This is a genomic window from Solwaraspora sp. WMMA2101, from assembly GCF_049179175.1.
GTDB lineage: Bacteria > Actinomycetota > Actinomycetes > Mycobacteriales > Micromonosporaceae > Micromonospora_E.
The window spans coordinates 312429-329112 of the sequence record NZ_JBMHMA010000006.1 but is presented as its reverse complement, the minus strand read 5'-3'; the positions used below and the strand labels follow the sequence as shown (position 1 = coordinate 329112).

The 16684-nt window shown below is 73.0% G+C and carries 14 protein-coding genes and 1 tRNA gene; all 15 read left to right on the top strand.

The genetic code is table 11. The features are described from left to right. The first annotated feature begins 6 nt into the window (after positions 1-6). The 15 genes from ACN28F_RS02010 to ACN28F_RS01940 all read left to right on the top strand — a co-directional run bounded on the left by ACN28F_RS02010 (position 7) and on the right by ACN28F_RS01940 (position 16619). Complete coding sequence (locus ACN28F_RS02010; protein WP_353850456.1) at positions 7-864, top strand: hypothetical protein; 858 nt, start codon at positions 7-9, stop codon at positions 862-864. Positions 865-876: 12 nt separating this feature from the next. Then, a complete protein-coding gene (murJ, locus tag ACN28F_RS02005; protein ID WP_289206441.1) occupies positions 877-2517 on the top strand; it encodes a murein biosynthesis integral membrane protein MurJ in 1641 nt (546 codons plus the stop codon). Beyond that, positions 2514-3710 carry a glycosyltransferase family 4 protein gene (locus ACN28F_RS02000; RefSeq protein WP_289206440.1) on the top strand — a complete coding sequence of 399 codons (1197 nt, stop codon included), beginning with the start codon at positions 2514-2516 and terminating at the stop codon, positions 3708-3710. The genes murJ and ACN28F_RS02000 overlap by 4 nt, the downstream gene beginning before the upstream one ends. Then, positions 3710-5956: a hypothetical protein gene (locus ACN28F_RS01995; protein WP_421356904.1), complete on the top strand. Its 2247-nt coding sequence runs from the start codon at positions 3710-3712 to the stop codon at positions 5954-5956. The genes ACN28F_RS02000 and ACN28F_RS01995 overlap by 1 nt, the downstream gene beginning before the upstream one ends. Before the next feature lie 45 nt (positions 5957-6001). Then, complete coding sequence (locus ACN28F_RS01990; RefSeq protein ID WP_421356903.1) at positions 6002-7699, top strand: CTP synthase; 1698 nt, start codon at positions 6002-6004, stop codon at positions 7697-7699. Then, positions 7696-8313: an NUDIX domain-containing protein gene (locus tag ACN28F_RS01985; RefSeq protein ID WP_289206437.1), complete on the top strand. Its 618-nt coding sequence runs from the start codon at positions 7696-7698 to the stop codon at positions 8311-8313. Before ACN28F_RS01990 ends, ACN28F_RS01985 begins: the two co-directional genes overlap by 4 nt. A gap of 185 nt (positions 8314-8498) precedes the next feature. Then, complete coding sequence (ald, locus tag ACN28F_RS01980; protein ID WP_289206436.1) at positions 8499-9614, top strand: alanine dehydrogenase; 1116 nt, start codon at positions 8499-8501, stop codon at positions 9612-9614. 17 nt (positions 9615-9631) lie between these two features. Continuing rightward, complete coding sequence (locus ACN28F_RS01975) at positions 9632-10591, top strand: site-specific tyrosine recombinase XerD (protein ID WP_289210985.1); 960 nt, start codon at positions 9632-9634, stop codon at positions 10589-10591. A 194-nt stretch (positions 10592-10785) separates the two neighbouring features. After that, positions 10786-11715: a ParA family protein gene (locus ACN28F_RS01970; RefSeq protein ID WP_282227613.1), complete on the top strand. Its 930-nt coding sequence runs from the start codon at positions 10786-10788 to the stop codon at positions 11713-11715. 24 nt (positions 11716-11739) lie between these two features. Further along, complete coding sequence (locus tag ACN28F_RS01965; protein WP_421361221.1) at positions 11740-12729, top strand: segregation and condensation protein A; 990 nt, start codon at positions 11740-11742, stop codon at positions 12727-12729. After that, on the top strand, positions 12726-13562 hold the full coding sequence (gene scpB, locus ACN28F_RS01960; RefSeq protein ID WP_289206435.1) for an SMC-Scp complex subunit ScpB: 837 nt from the start codon (positions 12726-12728) through the stop codon (positions 13560-13562). Before ACN28F_RS01965 ends, scpB begins: the two co-directional genes overlap by 4 nt. Continuing rightward, complete coding sequence (locus ACN28F_RS01955; protein WP_282227610.1) at positions 13549-14289, top strand: pseudouridine synthase; 741 nt, start codon at positions 13549-13551, stop codon at positions 14287-14289. Before scpB ends, ACN28F_RS01955 begins: the two co-directional genes overlap by 14 nt. 100 nt (positions 14290-14389) lie before the next feature. Continuing rightward, positions 14390-15070, top strand: a complete 681-nt coding sequence (cmk, locus tag ACN28F_RS01950) for a (d)CMP kinase (protein WP_289206433.1) — start codon at positions 14390-14392, stop codon at positions 15068-15070. Continuing rightward, entirely contained in the window at positions 15067-16452 is a 1386-nt protein-coding gene (gene der / locus ACN28F_RS01945) for a ribosome biogenesis GTPase Der (RefSeq protein ID WP_289206432.1), read from the top strand. The genes cmk and der overlap by 4 nt, the downstream gene beginning before the upstream one ends. 93 nt (positions 16453-16545) lie before the next feature. After that, positions 16546-16619, top strand: a tRNA-Pro gene (locus ACN28F_RS01940). Positions 16620-16684: the final 65 nt, after the last annotated feature.

Here is a 16684-nt window from a genome sequence, read left to right as displayed (position 1 = left end):
ACCCTGATGTTGACCCGTGGCCCGCTGGGCCTGTCGCTGGCCGCCGCCGTCGGGGTGGTCGCCGCCCGGGCGGCGCTGCGTACCACCCGCCGGGTGGCCCCGCGCGGCGTCCTGGACCGCACCAACTTCCGTGGCCGTACCGTGAGCCTGGCCGGCGGTCCGGCGTTGGCCGTCGGCGCGTCGCTGGCCGCCGCCCTGGGCGCCGGGCATCCGGCGGGCGCCGCCGCCAGTCTGGTCGCCGGTGCCGGCGCTGGTGCCGTCGGTCTCTACGACGACATCGTCGGCGCCCGCCCGGACCAGCGGGCGGCCAAGGGGTTCGCCGGTCACCTGGCGGCGCTGCGGCGCGGACAGGTGACCAGCGGGTTGGTCAAGATCGTCGGGGTCGGGGCGACCGGGGTCGCCGCCGCTGCGCTGCTCTCCGCCGACCGGCGTCGACCCACCCGCCATCCGGCGGTCCGCGGTGCCGACCTGCTGCTCGGTGCCGGGGTCATCGCCGGCATGGCCAACCTGGTCAACCTGCTCGACCTGCGGCCGGGTCGGGCCGCGAAGGCCGGGCTGCTCGTGGCCGGACCGCTGCTGACCGGTCCGTCGGCCGGGACCGCCGCCGGCACCGCCGGCGCGGTCCTCGGTCTGCTGCCCGACGACCTCGACGAGCGGGTGATGCTCGGCGACTGCGGTGCCAACTCCCTCGGCGCCCTGCTCGGGGTGGCCCTCGCCCAGCGCAGCGGTCCGGTCGGTCGGGCCGCCGCACTGGGTGTCATCGCCGCCCTGACCGCGGCGAGTGAGCGGGTCAGTTTCACTCAGGTCATCCAGCGCACCCCCGGGCTCCGGGAGCTGGACGCGCTGGGTCGCCGGACCCCCTGACCGGCGCCGGCGATGACCAGTCGGGCGGTCGCCACCCGGGTCGCCGGTGCGGCCACGGTGATCGCGGTGCTCACGGTGGCCAGCCGGCTGGTCGGGTTCGGGCGGACCGCGGTCTTCGCCTGGTCGGTCGGCCCGACCACGCTGGGCGACATCTACCACGCGGCGAACACCATCCCGAACATCGTGTTCGAGATCGTCGTCGGCGGCGCGTTGGCGAGCCTGGTGGTGCCCCTGCTGGCCGGCGCGGTCGCCGCCGACGACCGCGCCACTGTCTCGGCCACCACATCGGCCCTGCTCACCTGGACGTTGAGCCTGTTGGTCCCGTTGGCGGTGCTGCTCGCGGTGGCCGCCGGGCCGATCATCCGGCTGCTCGCCGACGACGGCGGCGCGGACCAGATCGACGCCGGGGTGCTGATGCTGCGCCTGTTCGCACCGCAACTGCCGCTCTACGGCATCGCGGTGGTCCTCATCGGGGTGCTGCAGGCCCACCACCGGTTCGCCTGGCCGGTCCTCGCACCCTTGCTGTCCAGCGTCGTCGTGATCGGCACCTACCTGACGTTCGTGGCCGCCGAGGGCCGACTGGCCGACCTGCCACAGGTCGGCGCCGCCGGACAGACCCTGCTCGCGGTCGGTACCACCGCCGGGGTGGCGGTTCTGTCGTTGAGCCTGATGATTCCACTGCGCCGGCTGCGGCTGCGGTTACGGCCGGCGGTGCGCTTCGTGGGCGCGGCCCGCACCGCCGTCGGCGGGTTGGCGACGGCTGGTGCGGTCACCGTCGGCACCCAGCAGGTCGCCCTGCTCACCGCGGTCTGGCTCTGCCTGAACTGGGGGGCGCCGGACGGTGCCGTCGTGCTGTTCGCCCTGGCCCAGACCGTGTTCCTGCTGCCCTGGTCGGTGCTGGCGGTGCCGTTGGCGACCGCCGCCTACCCGACAATGGTCGCCGCCCACGGCAGCGGTGACCACGACGGCTACCGCGCCGCCCTCGCGCCGGCGGCCCGCCTCGTGGTACTCCTGGCCAGCTTCGGCGCCGCCGCGCTGGTCGCCGTCCGGGTACCGGCTGCGGCGTTTCTCGTCCCGCCGGAGCAGGCCGGCGCGCTGGCGGCGGGGATCGCCGGGTTCGCGCCGGGGCTGATCGGCTACGGACTGTTCGCCATCGGGTCCCGGGCGCTGTACGCCGCCGGCCGACCCGCCGCCGCCGCCGGCGCGGTCGCCGCCGGTTGGAGCGCGGTGATCCTCAGCGCGGTGCTGCTGGCCACGACCCTGCCCGACACCGACCGGGTGCTGGCGTTGGCGATGGCCAACGCCGTCGGCCTGTCAGTGATGGGGGTGCTGCTGGTGGCGGCGTTGCGGCGCGTCGGTGGCAGGCCGGTGCTCGCCGGCCTCGGCCGGGCCACCGCGATCGGCCTCGGCGCCGGGGCGGCGGCGGCGGTCGCCGGCGGCCTCGTCGCGGTCGGGACCGGGCCGGGTACGGCCCCCCCGACGACAGCCGGTGCGGTCTGGCAGGGCATGCTGTCGGGAGCGACCGCGGTGGTGGTCTTCCTCGCGGTCTGCCTGCCACTGGATCGCCACGATCTGCGCCCGACGATCGCCAGGGCGCTCCGGCGGGTCGCGGCCCGCGCCCGGCCGGGCGGGAAGGGGACGGAGTCACCGTGAGCGACGTGACGCGGACCGACTGGGCCGGCACGGTGCTACTGCTGCTCGGCTCGAGCACCGGCGGTGTCGGACAGCACCTGACGTCGCTGACCGCCGGACTGGTCGGCGGCGGTGCCCGCGTGGTCGTGTGCGGCCCGCAGGCCACCGAGGAACAGTTCGGCTTCACCGCCACCGGCGCGACCTTCGTCCCGGTGGAGATCCCGGCCAGCCCGACCCTGGCGGACGCGTCGGCGGTCCGGACCCTGCGACGGGTCCTCGCCGCGAACCCGGTCGACGTGGTGCACGCGCACGGGCTGCGGGCCGGCCTGGTGGCCGTACTGGCCCGCCCGTCCGTACCGGTCGTCGTCACCTGGCACAACACCGTCATGGCCGGAGGGCTTCGCGGTCGACTGTCGCGGTGGGCGCAGCGCCGGGTGGCCCGGTCCGCCCGGGTCACCCTCGGCGCGTCGCCGGACCTGGTGGCGCAGGCGACGCGGCTGGGGGCACCGGACGCCCGGCTGGCCCCGGTCGCCGCCCCCGAGATGCCACCACCGACGCGCAGCCGCGCCGCCGTACGGGCCGAGTTCGGTGTCGGTCCCCGGCAGCCACTGGTGCTCTCGGTGGGGCGACTGCATCCGCAGAAACGCTACGACCTGCTCGTCGACGCCGCAGCCCGCTGGCGGGAGCTGGATCCGCCGGCGCAGGTGGTGATCGCCGGTTCCGGCCCGAGTTACCTGGCGCTGGCCGCGCAGATCTCGGCGGTCCGGGCCCCGGTCACTCTGCTCGGGCACCGTACCGACGTGGCCGACCTGCTGCTCGGCGCCGACCTGGCGGTCGTGTGCAGCGACTGGGAGGCCCGGCAACTGTTCGCTCAGGAGGCGCTGCGCGCCGGCGTACCACTGGTGGCCACCGGGGTCGGTGGGGTGCCCGAACTCGTCGGCGACGCCGCGGTGCTCGTCGCACCCGACGACGTCGACGCGCTCGACACGGCGGTGCGGGACCTGCTGCGTGACCATCAGCGGCGGGCGGACCTGGCCGGCCGGGGGCCGCTGCGCGCCCGGTCGTGGCCGACGGAGGCCGACACCGTCGACGGCGTCCGGGCCGTCTACCGGGAACTGGCCGGCGAGTGCGGCCCCGCCGGAGGGCGGGCCACCTCGAGTAGCCGTACCGACCGTGGCGCACGGGCCGACCAGGTGGGCGAGGGGTCCGGCTGATGCGTCACCGGCTCGTGCCGCTCCTGCTGATGTCGGTGTTGCTCGCCGTCGCGGCGGCGGCACTGGCCGACCGGCCCGCAGTCGGTACGTCCGGACGCACCGCCGACTACGTGATCGTCGTCGGGGTGCCCGGGCTGCGCTGGGACGACGTCGACCAGGCCACCACCCCGGCGCTGTGGCGGCTCGCCGAGGGCGGCTCGATCGCCTCGTTGTCGGTGCGCAGCGCCCAGCGTCCGACCTGCCCGGCCGACGGCTGGGTGACCCTCGGTGCCGGCACCTACGCCGCCGCCGAGGGCAGCGGGGTCGATCCGGCCGGCGACTGCGTCGAGCAGCCGGTGACCGTGGAACAGCCCGACGGGATTGGTGGTTACCTGCCGTCCCAGGCAGCGACGGTGCGGCTCAACCAGGAACGGCTGGCCTGGGGGGCGGTACCCGGCGCGCTGGCCGAGTCGGTGCGCTGCACGGTGGCGGTGGGCCCGGGTGCCGCGCTGGCCGCCGCGCGGCCCTTCGGCCGGGTCGACCGGTACGAGCCCGAACTTCCCGAGGATTCGCGGGACCTGCTCGCCTCATGCGTACTGTCGATCGTCGACGCCGGGGTGGTCGCCGGCACCGACCCAGCCGAGCGGGCCGCGTCGGCCCGCCAGGCAGACGCGCAACTGACCCGGGTGCTGGCGGCCCGGCCGGCCCGGTCGCTGGTGCTGGTGGCCGGGCTCGCCGACACCGGCACCAGCGACCGGCTGCACGTCGTGGCCGCCGACGGACCGGGCTGGCAGGACGGCTGGATCACCTCACCGACCACCGGCCGCGACGGGTACCTGCAGCTGGTGGACCTCGCGCCGACCGCGTTGCAGGTGCTCGGCCGGGAGCAGCCCGACGGGCTGTTCATCGGCCAACCGGCGAACGCGGTGCCGGGCAGGCCAGCCGACCTGGCGACGGCCATCGCGGCCCCGGCCGACGCCGACCGTGCGGCGCGCGCCCAACGGCAGGCGTCGAACTGGTTCTTCGGGCTGCTCGCCGGCTTCCAGAGCCTGCTCGCAGTCGCCGTGGTGCCGCTGCTGCGGCGGGTCCGGCGCACCGCCGGCCGACCCGGGCCGGATCCGGTGGTCCGTCGGGCGGGCGCGGTGCTGGAGGTGCTGCTGATCGCCGCCGCATTGGCGATCCCTGCGGCGTTGCTGGCCGACGTGGTGCCCTGGTGGCGCAGCGCTCATCCGGGGCTGCTGCTGGTCGGGATCACGCTGGTGGCGGTCGCCACCGCCACGGCGGCGGTACGGATCAGCGGTCCGTACCGCCGCACGCTCGGGCCGATGGCTGCGGTCGCGACGATCGCGGCGGCGGTGGTGGCCGCCGACGTGCTGACCGGTTCCCGGCTGCAGCTCAACGGCGTCACCGGGTACTCGGCGACGGAAGGAGGGCGCTACGCCGGGCTGGGCACCATCGGTCTGGGTGTGCTGATCGCCGGGACGTTGCTGGCCGCCGGCTGCCTGGCCCAGCGGGTCCGCCGTACCTGGCGGGTCACGGTGGTGGTGGCGATCGGCGGTGCGGCGGTCGTCCTGGTGGGCAGCCCGTACCTGGGTGCCGACCCGGTCGGGGCGATCGCGTTGACCGCCGGGGTGAGCATCGCGGCGGCGATCAGCACCGGCGGTTGGCTCAGCCTGCCCAGGGTGGCCTGGGCGACGATCGCCGGCCTGGTGGTGACCGCCGGGTTCGCGCTGCTCGACCTGCAGCGACCGGAGACCGAACGGGGCAGCCTGGGCCGGTTCCTGACGGCGCTCGCCGACGGCACCGGCGGGTTGACGCTGCACCGTTCCTCGTCAGCGAACATGTCGACCCTGCTGGGTAGCCCGTTGACGATCCTGGCCCTGGTCAGCGCGGCGTTGGTCTGGTTCGGCCTGCTGCAGTCCTGGGGTGGGCTCAAGCGGCTGTTCGGTATCTATCCGGCGGTGCGCGCGGCGATGGCGGGCATCGCCGTGTCGTCGGTGATCGGCGGTGGGCTGGCCGGTGCCGCGCTCGACGTCGCCGGCGCGGCGGCGGCGGTCACCGTACCGATGGCGACTCTGCTGGCGCTGCGGGTGCTGGGCCATTCGGCGGACCGGACCCGACCGACGATCGGCCCCGACCCGCAGGGCTCCGGTTCCGACGGTCCCGGGTCGGACCCGCCGCCGGTGGCCACCGAGGTCGACGAATCCGCTGGTTCGGTAGGTGTTACCGTGGAGTCCCGTGGATCGCGCCAGCAGCTTCATCAGTGACGCGCCGGTCTGCACGACCAGTCAGACGACCCACGGGAGCACGCCTTGGCCCCTTCGACACAAACGGTACGGCACATTTTCGTCACCGGGGGCGTCGCGTCCTCACTCGGTAAAGGGCTGACCGCGTCCAGCCTGGGCAACCTGCTCACCGCCCGGGGTCTGCGGGTGGTCATGCAGAAGCTCGACCCGTACCTGAACGTCGACCCCGGCACGATGAACCCCTTCCAGCACGGCGAGGTGTTCGTCACCGAGGACGGCGCCGAGACCGACCTCGACGTCGGGCACTACGAACGGTTTCTCGACCGTGACCTGTCCTGCAAGGCGAACGTCACCACCGGCCAGATCTACTCGGCGGTCATCGCCAAGGAACGCCGGGGCGAGTACCTCGGCGACACGGTGCAGGTCATCCCGCACATCACGAACGAGATCAAGGCACGGATCCGGGCGATGGGCGAGCCGGACGAGCAGGGCCTGGTGCCGGACGTGGTGATCACCGAGGTGGGTGGCACCGTCGGCGACATCGAGTCGTTGCCGTTCCTGGAGGCGATCCGCCAGGTACGACACGACGTTGGCCGGGACCGCTGCTTCTACCTGCACGTGTCGCTGGTGCCCTACCTGGTGCCCTCCGGCGAGTTGAAGACGAAACCGACCCAGCACTCGGTGGCCGCCCTGCGCAGCATCGGTATCCAGCCCGACGCGATCGTCTGCCGCTCCGACCGGGAGATCCCCGACAAGCTCAAGCACAAACTGTCGCTCTACTGCGACGTCGACCGGGAAGCGGTGATCGCCGCGCCGGACGCGCCGAGCATCTACGACATCCCGAAGGTCCTGCACCGGGAGGGACTCGACGCCTACGTGGTGCGCCGGCTCGGCCTGTCCTTCCGGGACGTGGACTGGAGCAGCTGGGACGACCTGCTGGAGCGGGTGCACCATCCCCGGCACACGGTCACCGTGGCGTTGGTCGGCAAATACGTCGACCTGCCCGACGCGTATCTGTCGGTGTCCGAGGCGATCCGGGCGGCCGGGTTCGGGCACCGGGCCCGGGTACAGGTCCGCTGGGTGCCCAGCGACGAGTGTGTCAGCCCGAACGGCGCCGCGGCCGCGTTGGCCGGCGTCGACGGCATCGTCATCCCCGGCGGGTTCGGCGTCCGGGGCATCGAGGGCAAGATCGGCGCCGCCCGGTACGGTCGGGAGAACGGTATCCCGGTGCTCGGCCTCTGCCTCGGTCTGCAGTGCATGGTGATCGAGGTGGCCCGTAACGCTGCCGGCCTGGTCGGCGCCAACTCGGCCGAGTTCGACGACGACGTCGAGCATCCGATCGTCGCGACCATGGCCGATCAGGAGCAGATCGTCGCCGGCCGCGGCGACCTGGGTGGCACGATGCGCCTCGGTGCCTATCCGGCCCGGCTGTCCGAGGGGTCGATCGTCGCCAGGGCGTACGGCACCACCGAGGTCAGCGAGCGGCACCGGCACCGGTACGAGGTGAACAACGCCTACCGCGAGGTGCTGGAGAAGGCCGGTCTGCGGATCTCCGGCACCTCACCGGACGGCCGGCTGGTCGAGTTCGTCGAGCTGGACCCCGCCGAACACCCGTTCTTCGTCGCGACCCAGGCCCACCCGGAGCTCAAGAGCCGCCCGACCCGGCCGCACCCGTTGTTCCATGCGTTCGTCGGTGCGGTCATCGTCTACTCCGAGGCCGACCAGTTGCCGGTGGACCTCGGATCCACCGGCGGTCAGTCGTGACGCGCGATCCGGCGGCGGACCATCACGTCTACCAGGTGCGGCAGCGCACCGACCGGTTCACCGGCGCGGTCTTCTCGGTCGTCAGCGACGACGTGACGATGCCGGGCGGTGGCGTGGCGAGGCGTGACTACGTGCGCCACGTCGGCGCGGTCGGGGTGGTGGCGCTCGACGACGACGGCCGGGTCGTGCTGGTCCGCCAGTACCGCCACCCGGTCGGCCGGTACCTGTGGGAGCTGCCGGCGGGACTGGTCGACGTCAGCGGGGAGGACCTGCCTGCGGCGGCCCTGCGCGAGTTGGCCGAGGAGGCCGACCTGCAGGCCGGGCGACTCGACCTGCTGGTCGACCTGCACACCTCGCCGGGCTGTTCGGACGAGACGATCAGGATCTTCCTCGCCCGCGACCTGTCGGTGGTGCCGCGGCCGCAGCGCCACGACCGTCGTGACGAGGAGGCCGAGATGCAGGTCCGCCTCGTCGATCTCGACGAGGCGGTGCGGATGGTCCTGGCCGGGGAGGTCACCAACGCGGCGGCGGTGGCCGGGCTGCTGGCCGCCGACCGTGCCCGGCGAACCGGCTGGGCGGTGTTGCGTCCGGCCACCGACCCGGTGCCGTGTTGACCGACGGTGCCGCCACCCGGCGACCGGGTGGCGGCACCGCCGGTCGCCGGGGAGCGCCCGACTGACACATCGTCAACTCCGGACGGCATCGGCTGCCAAGGTGTTGGCCGGGCGCGCTGCCCGACGGCCCTAGACTGCGCCGAGTACGGACGGGCAGCGGTGCCTGCGGAAGAGGTGACGGCGACGTGTTGGTGGGAATTCCCCGCGAGGTCAAGAACCACGAGTACCGGGTGGCGGTCACTCCGGCCGGCGTCCACGAGTTCGTCCGGGCCGGGCACCAGGTGCTGATCGAGGCCGGCGCCGGTGCCGGCTCGGCGATCACCGATGACGAGTTCGCCGCGGCCGGGGCGACCATCGTGGCGACGGCGGACGACGTGTGGGCGGCCGGCGAGCTCGTCCTCAAGGTCAAGGAGCCGATCGCCGAGGAGTACCACCGGATGCGACGCGGCCAGGTGCTGTTCACCTACCTGCACCTGGCGGCCTCCAAGGAGTGCACCGACGCCCTGCTGCAGCAGGGCGTCACCGGGATCGCGTACGAGACGGTGGAGACCGCCGACGGCGCGTTGCCGTTGCTGGCGCCGATGTCCGAGGTCGCCGGTCGGCTGGCCCCGCAGGTCGGCGCGTACCATCTGATGCGCTCCGGTGGCGGTCGCGGAGTGCTGATGGGCGGGGTCTCCGGTGTCTACGCCGCCAAGGTGGTGGTCATCGGGGCCGGGGTGTCCGGCATGAACGCCGCCGCGATCGCCCTCGGCATGCAGGCCGAGGTGCTGCTGCTGGACCGCAACATCAACAAACTGCGGCAGGCCGACGCGATCTATCAGGGTCACCTGCAGACCGTCGCGTCGAACACCTACGAGGTCGAGCGGGCCGTGCGCGACGCGGACATGGTGATCGGCGCGGTGCTGGTCCCCGGGGCGAAGGCACCCAAGCTGATCTCCAACGAGTTGGTGTCCCGGATGAAGCCCGGCAGCGTGCTCGTCGACATCTCGATCGACCAGGGCGGGTGCTTCGAGGACTCCCGACCCACCACCCACGCCGATCCGGTCTACCGGGTGCACGAGTCGGTCTTCTACTGCGTGGCGAACATGCCCGGCGCCGTCCCGCACACCAGCACGTACGCACTGACCAACGTCACCCTGCCGTACGCCCTCGAACTGGCCAACCACGGCTGGCGCGACGCGCTGCGCCGGGACCGGGCCCTCGCCGCCGGCCTCAACACGTACGACGGCGAGCTCACCTACGGCCCGGTCGCCGAGGCGCACGGCATGACCAGCCGGCCGTTGACGGAGGTGCTTGGCTGATCGACCACGACGACGTCCTGCCCGAGCGACCCGTCGACGCGCTGCACCGCGTCGTCCGTGGCTACCTGGACCATTTGACGGTGGAACGCGGGCTGTCCCGCAACACGGTGCTGTCCTACCGCCGTGACCTGGAACGCTACCGGGCGGCACTTGCCTCGACCGGCGTCCGGGACCTTGCCCAGGTGCGACCCGAGCGGATCACGACCCACCTGGCCACGTTGCGGGCCGGCGGCGACGGGCAGGCACCGCTGTCGGCGGCGTCCACCGCCCGGGCCGCCAGCGCCATCCGGGGCCTGCACCGGTTCGCCGCCCGGGAAGGGCACGCCGGCGTCGACGCCAGCCGGGACGTCCGCCCGGCGTTACCGCCCCGCCGGCTGCCCCGCGCGCTCGACGTCGACCAGGTCGAGCGGTTGCTGACCGCTGCCGGAGGCCTCGACCCTGCCGGTGCGCCGTTGGCCGTCCGCGACCGCGCGCTGCTGGAGTTCCTCTATGGCACCGGAGCGCGGATATCCGAAGCGGTCGGCGCGGCCGTCGACGACCTCGACCTCACCGCCGCGGTGGTGCTGCTGCGCGGCAAGGGTGGCCGGCAACGGCTGGTGCCGGTCGGCCGGTACGCCGCCGACGCGCTGCGCGCATACCTGACCCGGGTGCGTCCCGCACTCGCCGCCGCCGGTCGGGGCAGCCCGGCGATCTTTCTCAACGCCCGGGGCGGGCAGCTGTCGCGGCAGAGTGCCTGGATCGTGCTGCGGCGGGCGGCCGAACGGGCCGGGCTGCCGGTCGACGGGACGCACGCGGTGTCGCCGCACACCCTGCGGCACTCCTACGCCACCCACCTGCTCGACGGTGGCGCGGACGTCCGGGTGGTGCAGGAGCTGCTCGGCCACGCGTCGGTGACCACCACCCAGGTCTACACCCTGGTGACCGTCGACCGGCTCCGAGAGGTCTACGCCACCTCGCATCCCCGTGCTCGGCGTTGATCCGCAGGCAGGCGACGGGGCGTGCCGGGTCGACACGCCGGGCAGGTGCCCGCCACGCCCCCGCCCGGTGGCGTACAGTCGGGCAACGGCGCGGCTTTCGTACGGCGGCAGGCGAAGGCCCCGCAGCGGCGACGCCGCTGCAGACGCCGGTCGGCTCCGGCGCCGGGCAGTCGTCGGGAGGGGGCGCACAGGACATGGCGGGCAACAGTGACCGTGCCGAGGCGTGGACCTCGACGCTCCGCGAACAGCAGGCCGGGCTCGATCTCAGCGCCGAGCTCGGCCCCGCCGATCCGACCGCGTACACCACGCGCAAGCCGATCCCGGAGCCGATGCCGACCGACCGGCACGGCCCGGCCCGGGTCATCGCGATGGCCAACCAGAAAGGCGGGGTCGGCAAGACCACCACGACGATCAACCTCGGTGCCGCGCTGGCCGAGTACGGCCGCAAGGTGCTGCTTGTCGACTTCGACCCGCAGGGCGCGTTGTCGGTCGGCCTCGGGGTCAATCCGCACAATCTGGACCTTTCGGTCTACAACCTGCTGATGCAGGACGACGTGACCGCCGAGGACGTGCTGATCAAGACCGATGTGGCCGGACTGCATCTGCTGCCGGCCAACATCGACCTGTCGGCCGCCGAGATCCAGCTGGTCAACGAGGTCGCCCGGGAGATGGCCCTGGCCCGGGTGCTCAAGTCGATCCGCAAGGAGTACGACTTCGTCCTGATCGACTGCCAGCCGTCACTCGGCCTGCTGGCCATCAACGCGTTGACCGTGGCGCACGGGGTGCTGATCCCCCTGGAATGCGAGTTCTTCAGCCTGCGCGGTGTGGCGCTGCTGCTCGACACCATCGACAAGGTCCGCGAGCGGCTCAACTTCGACCTGGAGCTGGAAGGCATCCTGGCGACCATGTACGACAGCCGCACCACACACTGCCGGCAGGTGCTGCAGCGGGTCGTCGAGGCGTTCGGCGACAAGGTCTACCAGACGGTGATCACCAAGACGGTCAAGTTCCCCGAGTCGACCGTCGCCGGCGCGCCGATCACCAGCCTCGACCCGGCGTCGTCCGGTGCCCGCAACTACCGCCAGCTCGCCCGCGAGGTCATCGCGCACCACGCGGAGCGCTAACCTGCGGTGCGGCTCGCGCAGCGGGTGGACTACGGTCGACTGGTGAGCGCACCGACGGCCGCCGACGTGGCTACCGACCCGGCGGCCCTGCCGCCGACCGGGGCCTCCGACGACGCCGGTGCGGCCCCGCCCGCCGAGGGCACCGGGTTCACCGTGCGGTTGGCGAACTTCACCGGTCCCTTCGATCTGCTGCTGCAGCTCATCGGCAAACACAAGCTGGACGTCACCGAGGTGGCGCTGCACCAGGTCACCGACGAGTTCATCGCCTACATCCGGGCGATGGGCGACGACTGGGACCTCGACGAGGCCAGCGAGTTCCTGGTCATCGCGGCCACCCTGCTCGACCTCAAGGCCGCCCGCCTGCTGCCCGCCGCCCAGGTCGAGGACGAGGAGGACCTGGCGCTGCTGGAGGCCCGGGACCTGCTGTTCGCCCGGCTGCTGCAGTACAAGGCGTTCAAGGAGGCTGCGGCGCACATCGCCGAGTTGGAGACCGCCGGTGCCCGCCGCTACCCGCGGGCGGTCACCCTGGAAGAGCGCTACGCCCGGGCGCTGCCCGAACTGGTGCTCGGCGTCGGCCCTGCCCGGTTGGCCAAACTGGCCATCAAGGCGATGACGCCACGGGTGGTGCCGGTCGTCACCATCGACCACGTGCACCAGGTGCGGGTCAGCGTACGGGAGCACGCCACCCTGCTGCGCGACCGGCTGCGCCGGGTCGGCACCGCCACCTTCGAGACGCTCTGCCTTGACTGCGAGTCCACCCTGGAGATCGTCGCCCGGTTCCTGGCGCTGCTGGAGCTGTACCGCGAAGGTCTGGTGGGCTTCAGCCAGGAGCAGGCGCTGGGCGACCTCACCGTACGCTGGACCGGCGGCGCGCACGGGGGAGCGGAGCTCACCGTCGACGAGTACGCCGGCCAGCCGGCGGAAACCGACACCGCGGCGACGCCCGCCGCGCCGTCAGATCCCAGCGGGCCGCACGCCGGTCAGTCGGACGCCGGCCAGGAGGAGGCTTCGTGAGCAGCGACGAGCAGCCCGACTCGCTTGCCGAGCAGGCCGCGGCCTGGGTGCCCCCGTGGGCGCGGGCCAGCGTACCGTCGCAGAACGCCGCCGCCCCGGAGCCGGCACCGCCCCCCGCACCCGCGCCCGAGCCGGTCCCGGCGGCGGAGCCACCCGCCGCGTCCGACGGGCAGCCCGAGCCGGAGCCGGCGGCTGAGCCGGAGCCCGAGGCACCGCCGGCGCCGACCGCCAGGTCTCAGCCGGCACCTGAACCGGAGCCGGCGGCACCCGCCGCACTGGCGCTGCTCGACGACGCCGAACTCAGACCGGCGATCGAGGCGATCATGCTGGTGGTCGACGAACCCGTTTCCGAGAACGTGCTCGCGCAGGTGCTGGAGCAGCCGACCGAGCGGGTCGGCGCGATGCTGCGGGAGATCTCCGACAGCTACACCGCCGCCGGGCACGGGTTCGACCTGCGCCGGGCGGCCGGTGGGTGGCGGCTCTACACCCGCCCCGAGTACGCGCCCTATGTGGAGCGGTTCGTGCTCGACGGGCAGTCGGTGCGACTGACCCAGGCCGCGCTGGAAACCCTGGCGGTGGTCGCCTACAAGCAGCCGGTCACCCGGGGCCGGGTCTCGGCCATCCGGGGGGTCAACTGCGACGGGGTCATCCGGACCCTGACGACACGGGGGCTGATCGAGGAATGCGGCAGCGAGCCGGAGAGTGGCGCCTACCTCTACCGTACGTCGACCCTGTTCCTGGAGAAATTGGGGTTGAACAGCGTCGAGGAGCTACCCTCGCTGGCGCCGTTCCTGCCCGACGACGTGGAAGAGATCGCCGATGCCCAACGATGACGACAGTGGTGTGCAGCGCCTGCAGAAGGTGCTGGCCGCCGCCGGCGTCGGCTCCCGCCGCGCCTGTGAGGACCTGATCTTCCGACGGCGGGTGACCGTCGACGGGCGGGTCGCCGAACTGGGCGACAAGGTCGACCCGCGCAACGCGGTGATCCACGTCGACGGCGAACGGATCGTCACCGACCACCGGCTGGCGTACCTGGCGATGAACAAGCCCCGCGGCGTCGTGTCGACCATGGCGGACGAAAAGGGCCGGACCGCGCTGTCGGATCTGCTCGACCGGGTCGACCAGCGGGTCTACCACGTCGGCCGGCTGGACGCCGACAGTGAGGGCCTGCTGCTGCTGACCAACGACGGCACGTTGGCGCATCGCCTGATGCACCCCTCGTACGGTGTGCCGAAGACCTACCTGTGCGAGGTCGCCGGACCGGTTCCCCGGGCGGTGGGCCGCCGGTTGCTCGCCGGCGTCGACCTCGACGACGGGCCGGCCAAAGTGGACAAGTACGCACTGCTCGACACCCTCGGTCGGACCGCCCAGGTCGAGGTGGTGCTGCACGAGGGGCGCAACCACATCGTCCGACGGCTCTTCGAGGAGGTCGGGCACCCGGTCTCCCGGCTGGTCCGGACCGCCATCGGACCGATCCGGCTCGGTGACCTGCGGCCCGGTCGGACTCGGCGGCTCAACAACGCGGAGGTCGCCGCCCTGTTCGCAGCAGTCAGTGACTAGCCAGGCATGATGGAGCCCGTTGGTGGGCACCCGTGAGGGTGCGCGCCGACGTACCTCGGTGGGACGGCCGGGGACAGTGGTGCGGGTGAGAGGAGCGACGGTGGCTGAGCAGGAACGGACCGGGCACTTTGTGGTAGCGGTGGACGGCCCGTCCGGATCGGGAAAGTCGACCGTCTGCCGGCGCCTGGCCGGCGCGACCGGTGCCCGGTACCTGGACACCGGCGCGATGTACCGGGCCGTCACCTGGGCGGTACTGCGTTCCGGCGTCGATCCGCACGATCCGGACGGGGTCGGCAAGGTCGCCGCCGACGTCACCCTGACCGTCGGCACGGATCCGACAGACCCGCACATCAGCGCCGACGGTGTCTCGGTCGACCGCGAGATCCGTAGCGCCGAGGTGACCTCCGCGGTCTCCGCGGTCGCCGCCGTCGCGGCGGTCCGGGAACGGATGGTCGCCGAACAACGGTCCCTCATCGCCGCCCATGCGCCGATCGTCGTCGAAGGGCGGGACATCGCCTCGGTCGTCGCCCCCGACGCCGACCTCAAGGTCTACCTGACCGCGTCCGCCGAGGCCCGGGCGATGCGCCGCAGCGCCGAGACCGCCGCCGACGTGGCGGCCACCGCCCAGGCGCTGGCCCGGCGCGACCAGTTCGACTCCAACCGGGCCGTGGATCCGCTGCGGCAGGCCCCGGACGCGGTCGTACTCGACACCACCGAGCTGGGCATCGACGAGGTCGTCGACCAGCTCCGCCACCTGCTCGCCGCCCAGGCCGCCCGGTGAACGCCGAGGCGGTACCGCAGGAGTTGACCGACCCGACCGCGCCGGTACCGGTGGTCGCTGTCGTCGGCCGCCCCAACGTCGGTAAGTCCACACTGGTCAACCGGATCATCGGTCGTCGGCAGGCGGTCGTGGAGGACGTGCCGGGAGTCACCCGGGATCGGGTGCCCTACGACGCCAACTGGTCCGGCCGGCAGTTCACCATCGTCGACACCGGCGGCTGGGAACCGGACGCGCGCGACCGGGCGGCCGCCATCGCGGCGCAGGCCGAGGCCGCCGTCGCCACCGCCGACGTGGTGCTGTTCGTCGTGGACGCCACGGTCGGCTCGACCGACGTCGACGAGGCCGCCGTCAAGATGCTGCGGCGCAGCGCCAAACCCGTCCTGCTGGTGGCCAACAAGGCGGACAACACCAACGTCGAACTGGAGGCGACCAGCCTGTGGTCGCTCGGTCTCGGCCAGCCGTACCCGGTCTCCGCGCTGCACGGGCGCGGCTCCGGTGACCTGCTCGACGCGGTCCTCGACGCGCTGCCCGATCCGCCGCCGATGGCCGAGCCGGGCGGGCCGCGTGGCCCTCGGCGGGTGGCACTCGTCGGACGGCCCAACGTCGGCAAGTCCAGCCTGCTCAACCGGCTCGCCCGGGAGGAACGCGCGGTCGTCGACTCGGTCGCCGGAACGACCGTCGACCCGGTCGACAGCATCGTGGAGATCGGCGGCGAACCGTGGCAGTTCGTTGATACCGCCGGGCTGCGTAAACGCGCCAACCGGGCCAGCGGTACGGAGTACTACGCCAGCCTGCGCACCGCCGGGGCGATCGAGGCCGCCGAGGTGGCCGTCGTCCTGCTCGACGCCAGCGAGACCCTCAGCGAGCAGGACCAGCGGGTGCTGTCGATGGTCGTCGAGGCCGGTCGGGCGTTGGTGATCGCCTTCAACAAGTGGGACCTGGTCGACGCCGACCGGCGCTACTACCTCGAGAAGGAGATCGAACGCGATCTGCGTCGCATCCCCTGGGCCATCCGGGTCAACATCTCCGCCCGGACCGGCCGGTCCGTGGAGCGGCTGGCCCCGGCGTTGCGGACCGCCCTGGCCAGCTGGGAGACGCGGATCCCGACCGGGCAGCTCAACCAGTGGATCACCGCGCTGGTCCAGGCCACCCCCCACCCGGTACGCGGCGGCCGGGCTCCGCGCATCCTCTTCGCCACCCAGGCCGGCGTCGCCCCGCCCCGGTTCGTCCTGTTCACCACCGGCCCACTCGACGCCGGCTACCAGCGGTTCGTCGAGCGGAAACTGCGCGAGGAGTTCGGTTTCGAGGGCACCCCGATCGAGGTGTCGGTGCGCCCCCGTAAGCAGGTCGGGCCGGGTGGTCGCGGCAAGGCCCACGGCTGACCCGCAGGCTCGGCCCGCCGGGTAGGGGTCGTGTCGTCCGGATCCGCCATGCGCTACGCTGTACCGGTTGCCGCAGGTGCTGCTTGACGGCAACGGGACGTGGCGCAGCTTGGTAGCGCACTTGACTGGGGGTCAAGGGGTCGTCGGTTCGAATCCGGCCGTCCCGACAGCGCGAGGGTTTCCGCAGGTCAACGACTTGCGGAAGCCCTCTTTTCATTGCTTGGCATGGATG

What these genes read in the sequence shown, in the direction of transcription:
- ACN28F_RS01955 (WP_282227610.1), top strand. Translation starts at nt 13,549, where the DNA reads ATGCCCAACGATGACGACAGTGGTGTGCAGCGCCTGCAGAAGGTGCTG.
- murJ (WP_289206441.1), top strand. Translation starts at nt 877, where the DNA reads ATGACCAGTCGGGCGGTCGCCACCCGGGTCGCCGGTGCGGCCACGGTG.
- ACN28F_RS01995 (WP_421356904.1), top strand. Translation starts at nt 3,710, where the DNA reads ATGCGTCACCGGCTCGTGCCGCTCCTGCTGATGTCGGTGTTGCTCGCC.
- ACN28F_RS02010 (WP_353850456.1), top strand. Translation starts at nt 7, where the DNA reads ATGTTGACCCGTGGCCCGCTGGGCCTGTCGCTGGCCGCCGCCGTCGGG.
- ACN28F_RS01970 (WP_282227613.1), top strand. Translation starts at nt 10,786, where the DNA reads ATGGCGGGCAACAGTGACCGTGCCGAGGCGTGGACCTCGACGCTCCGC.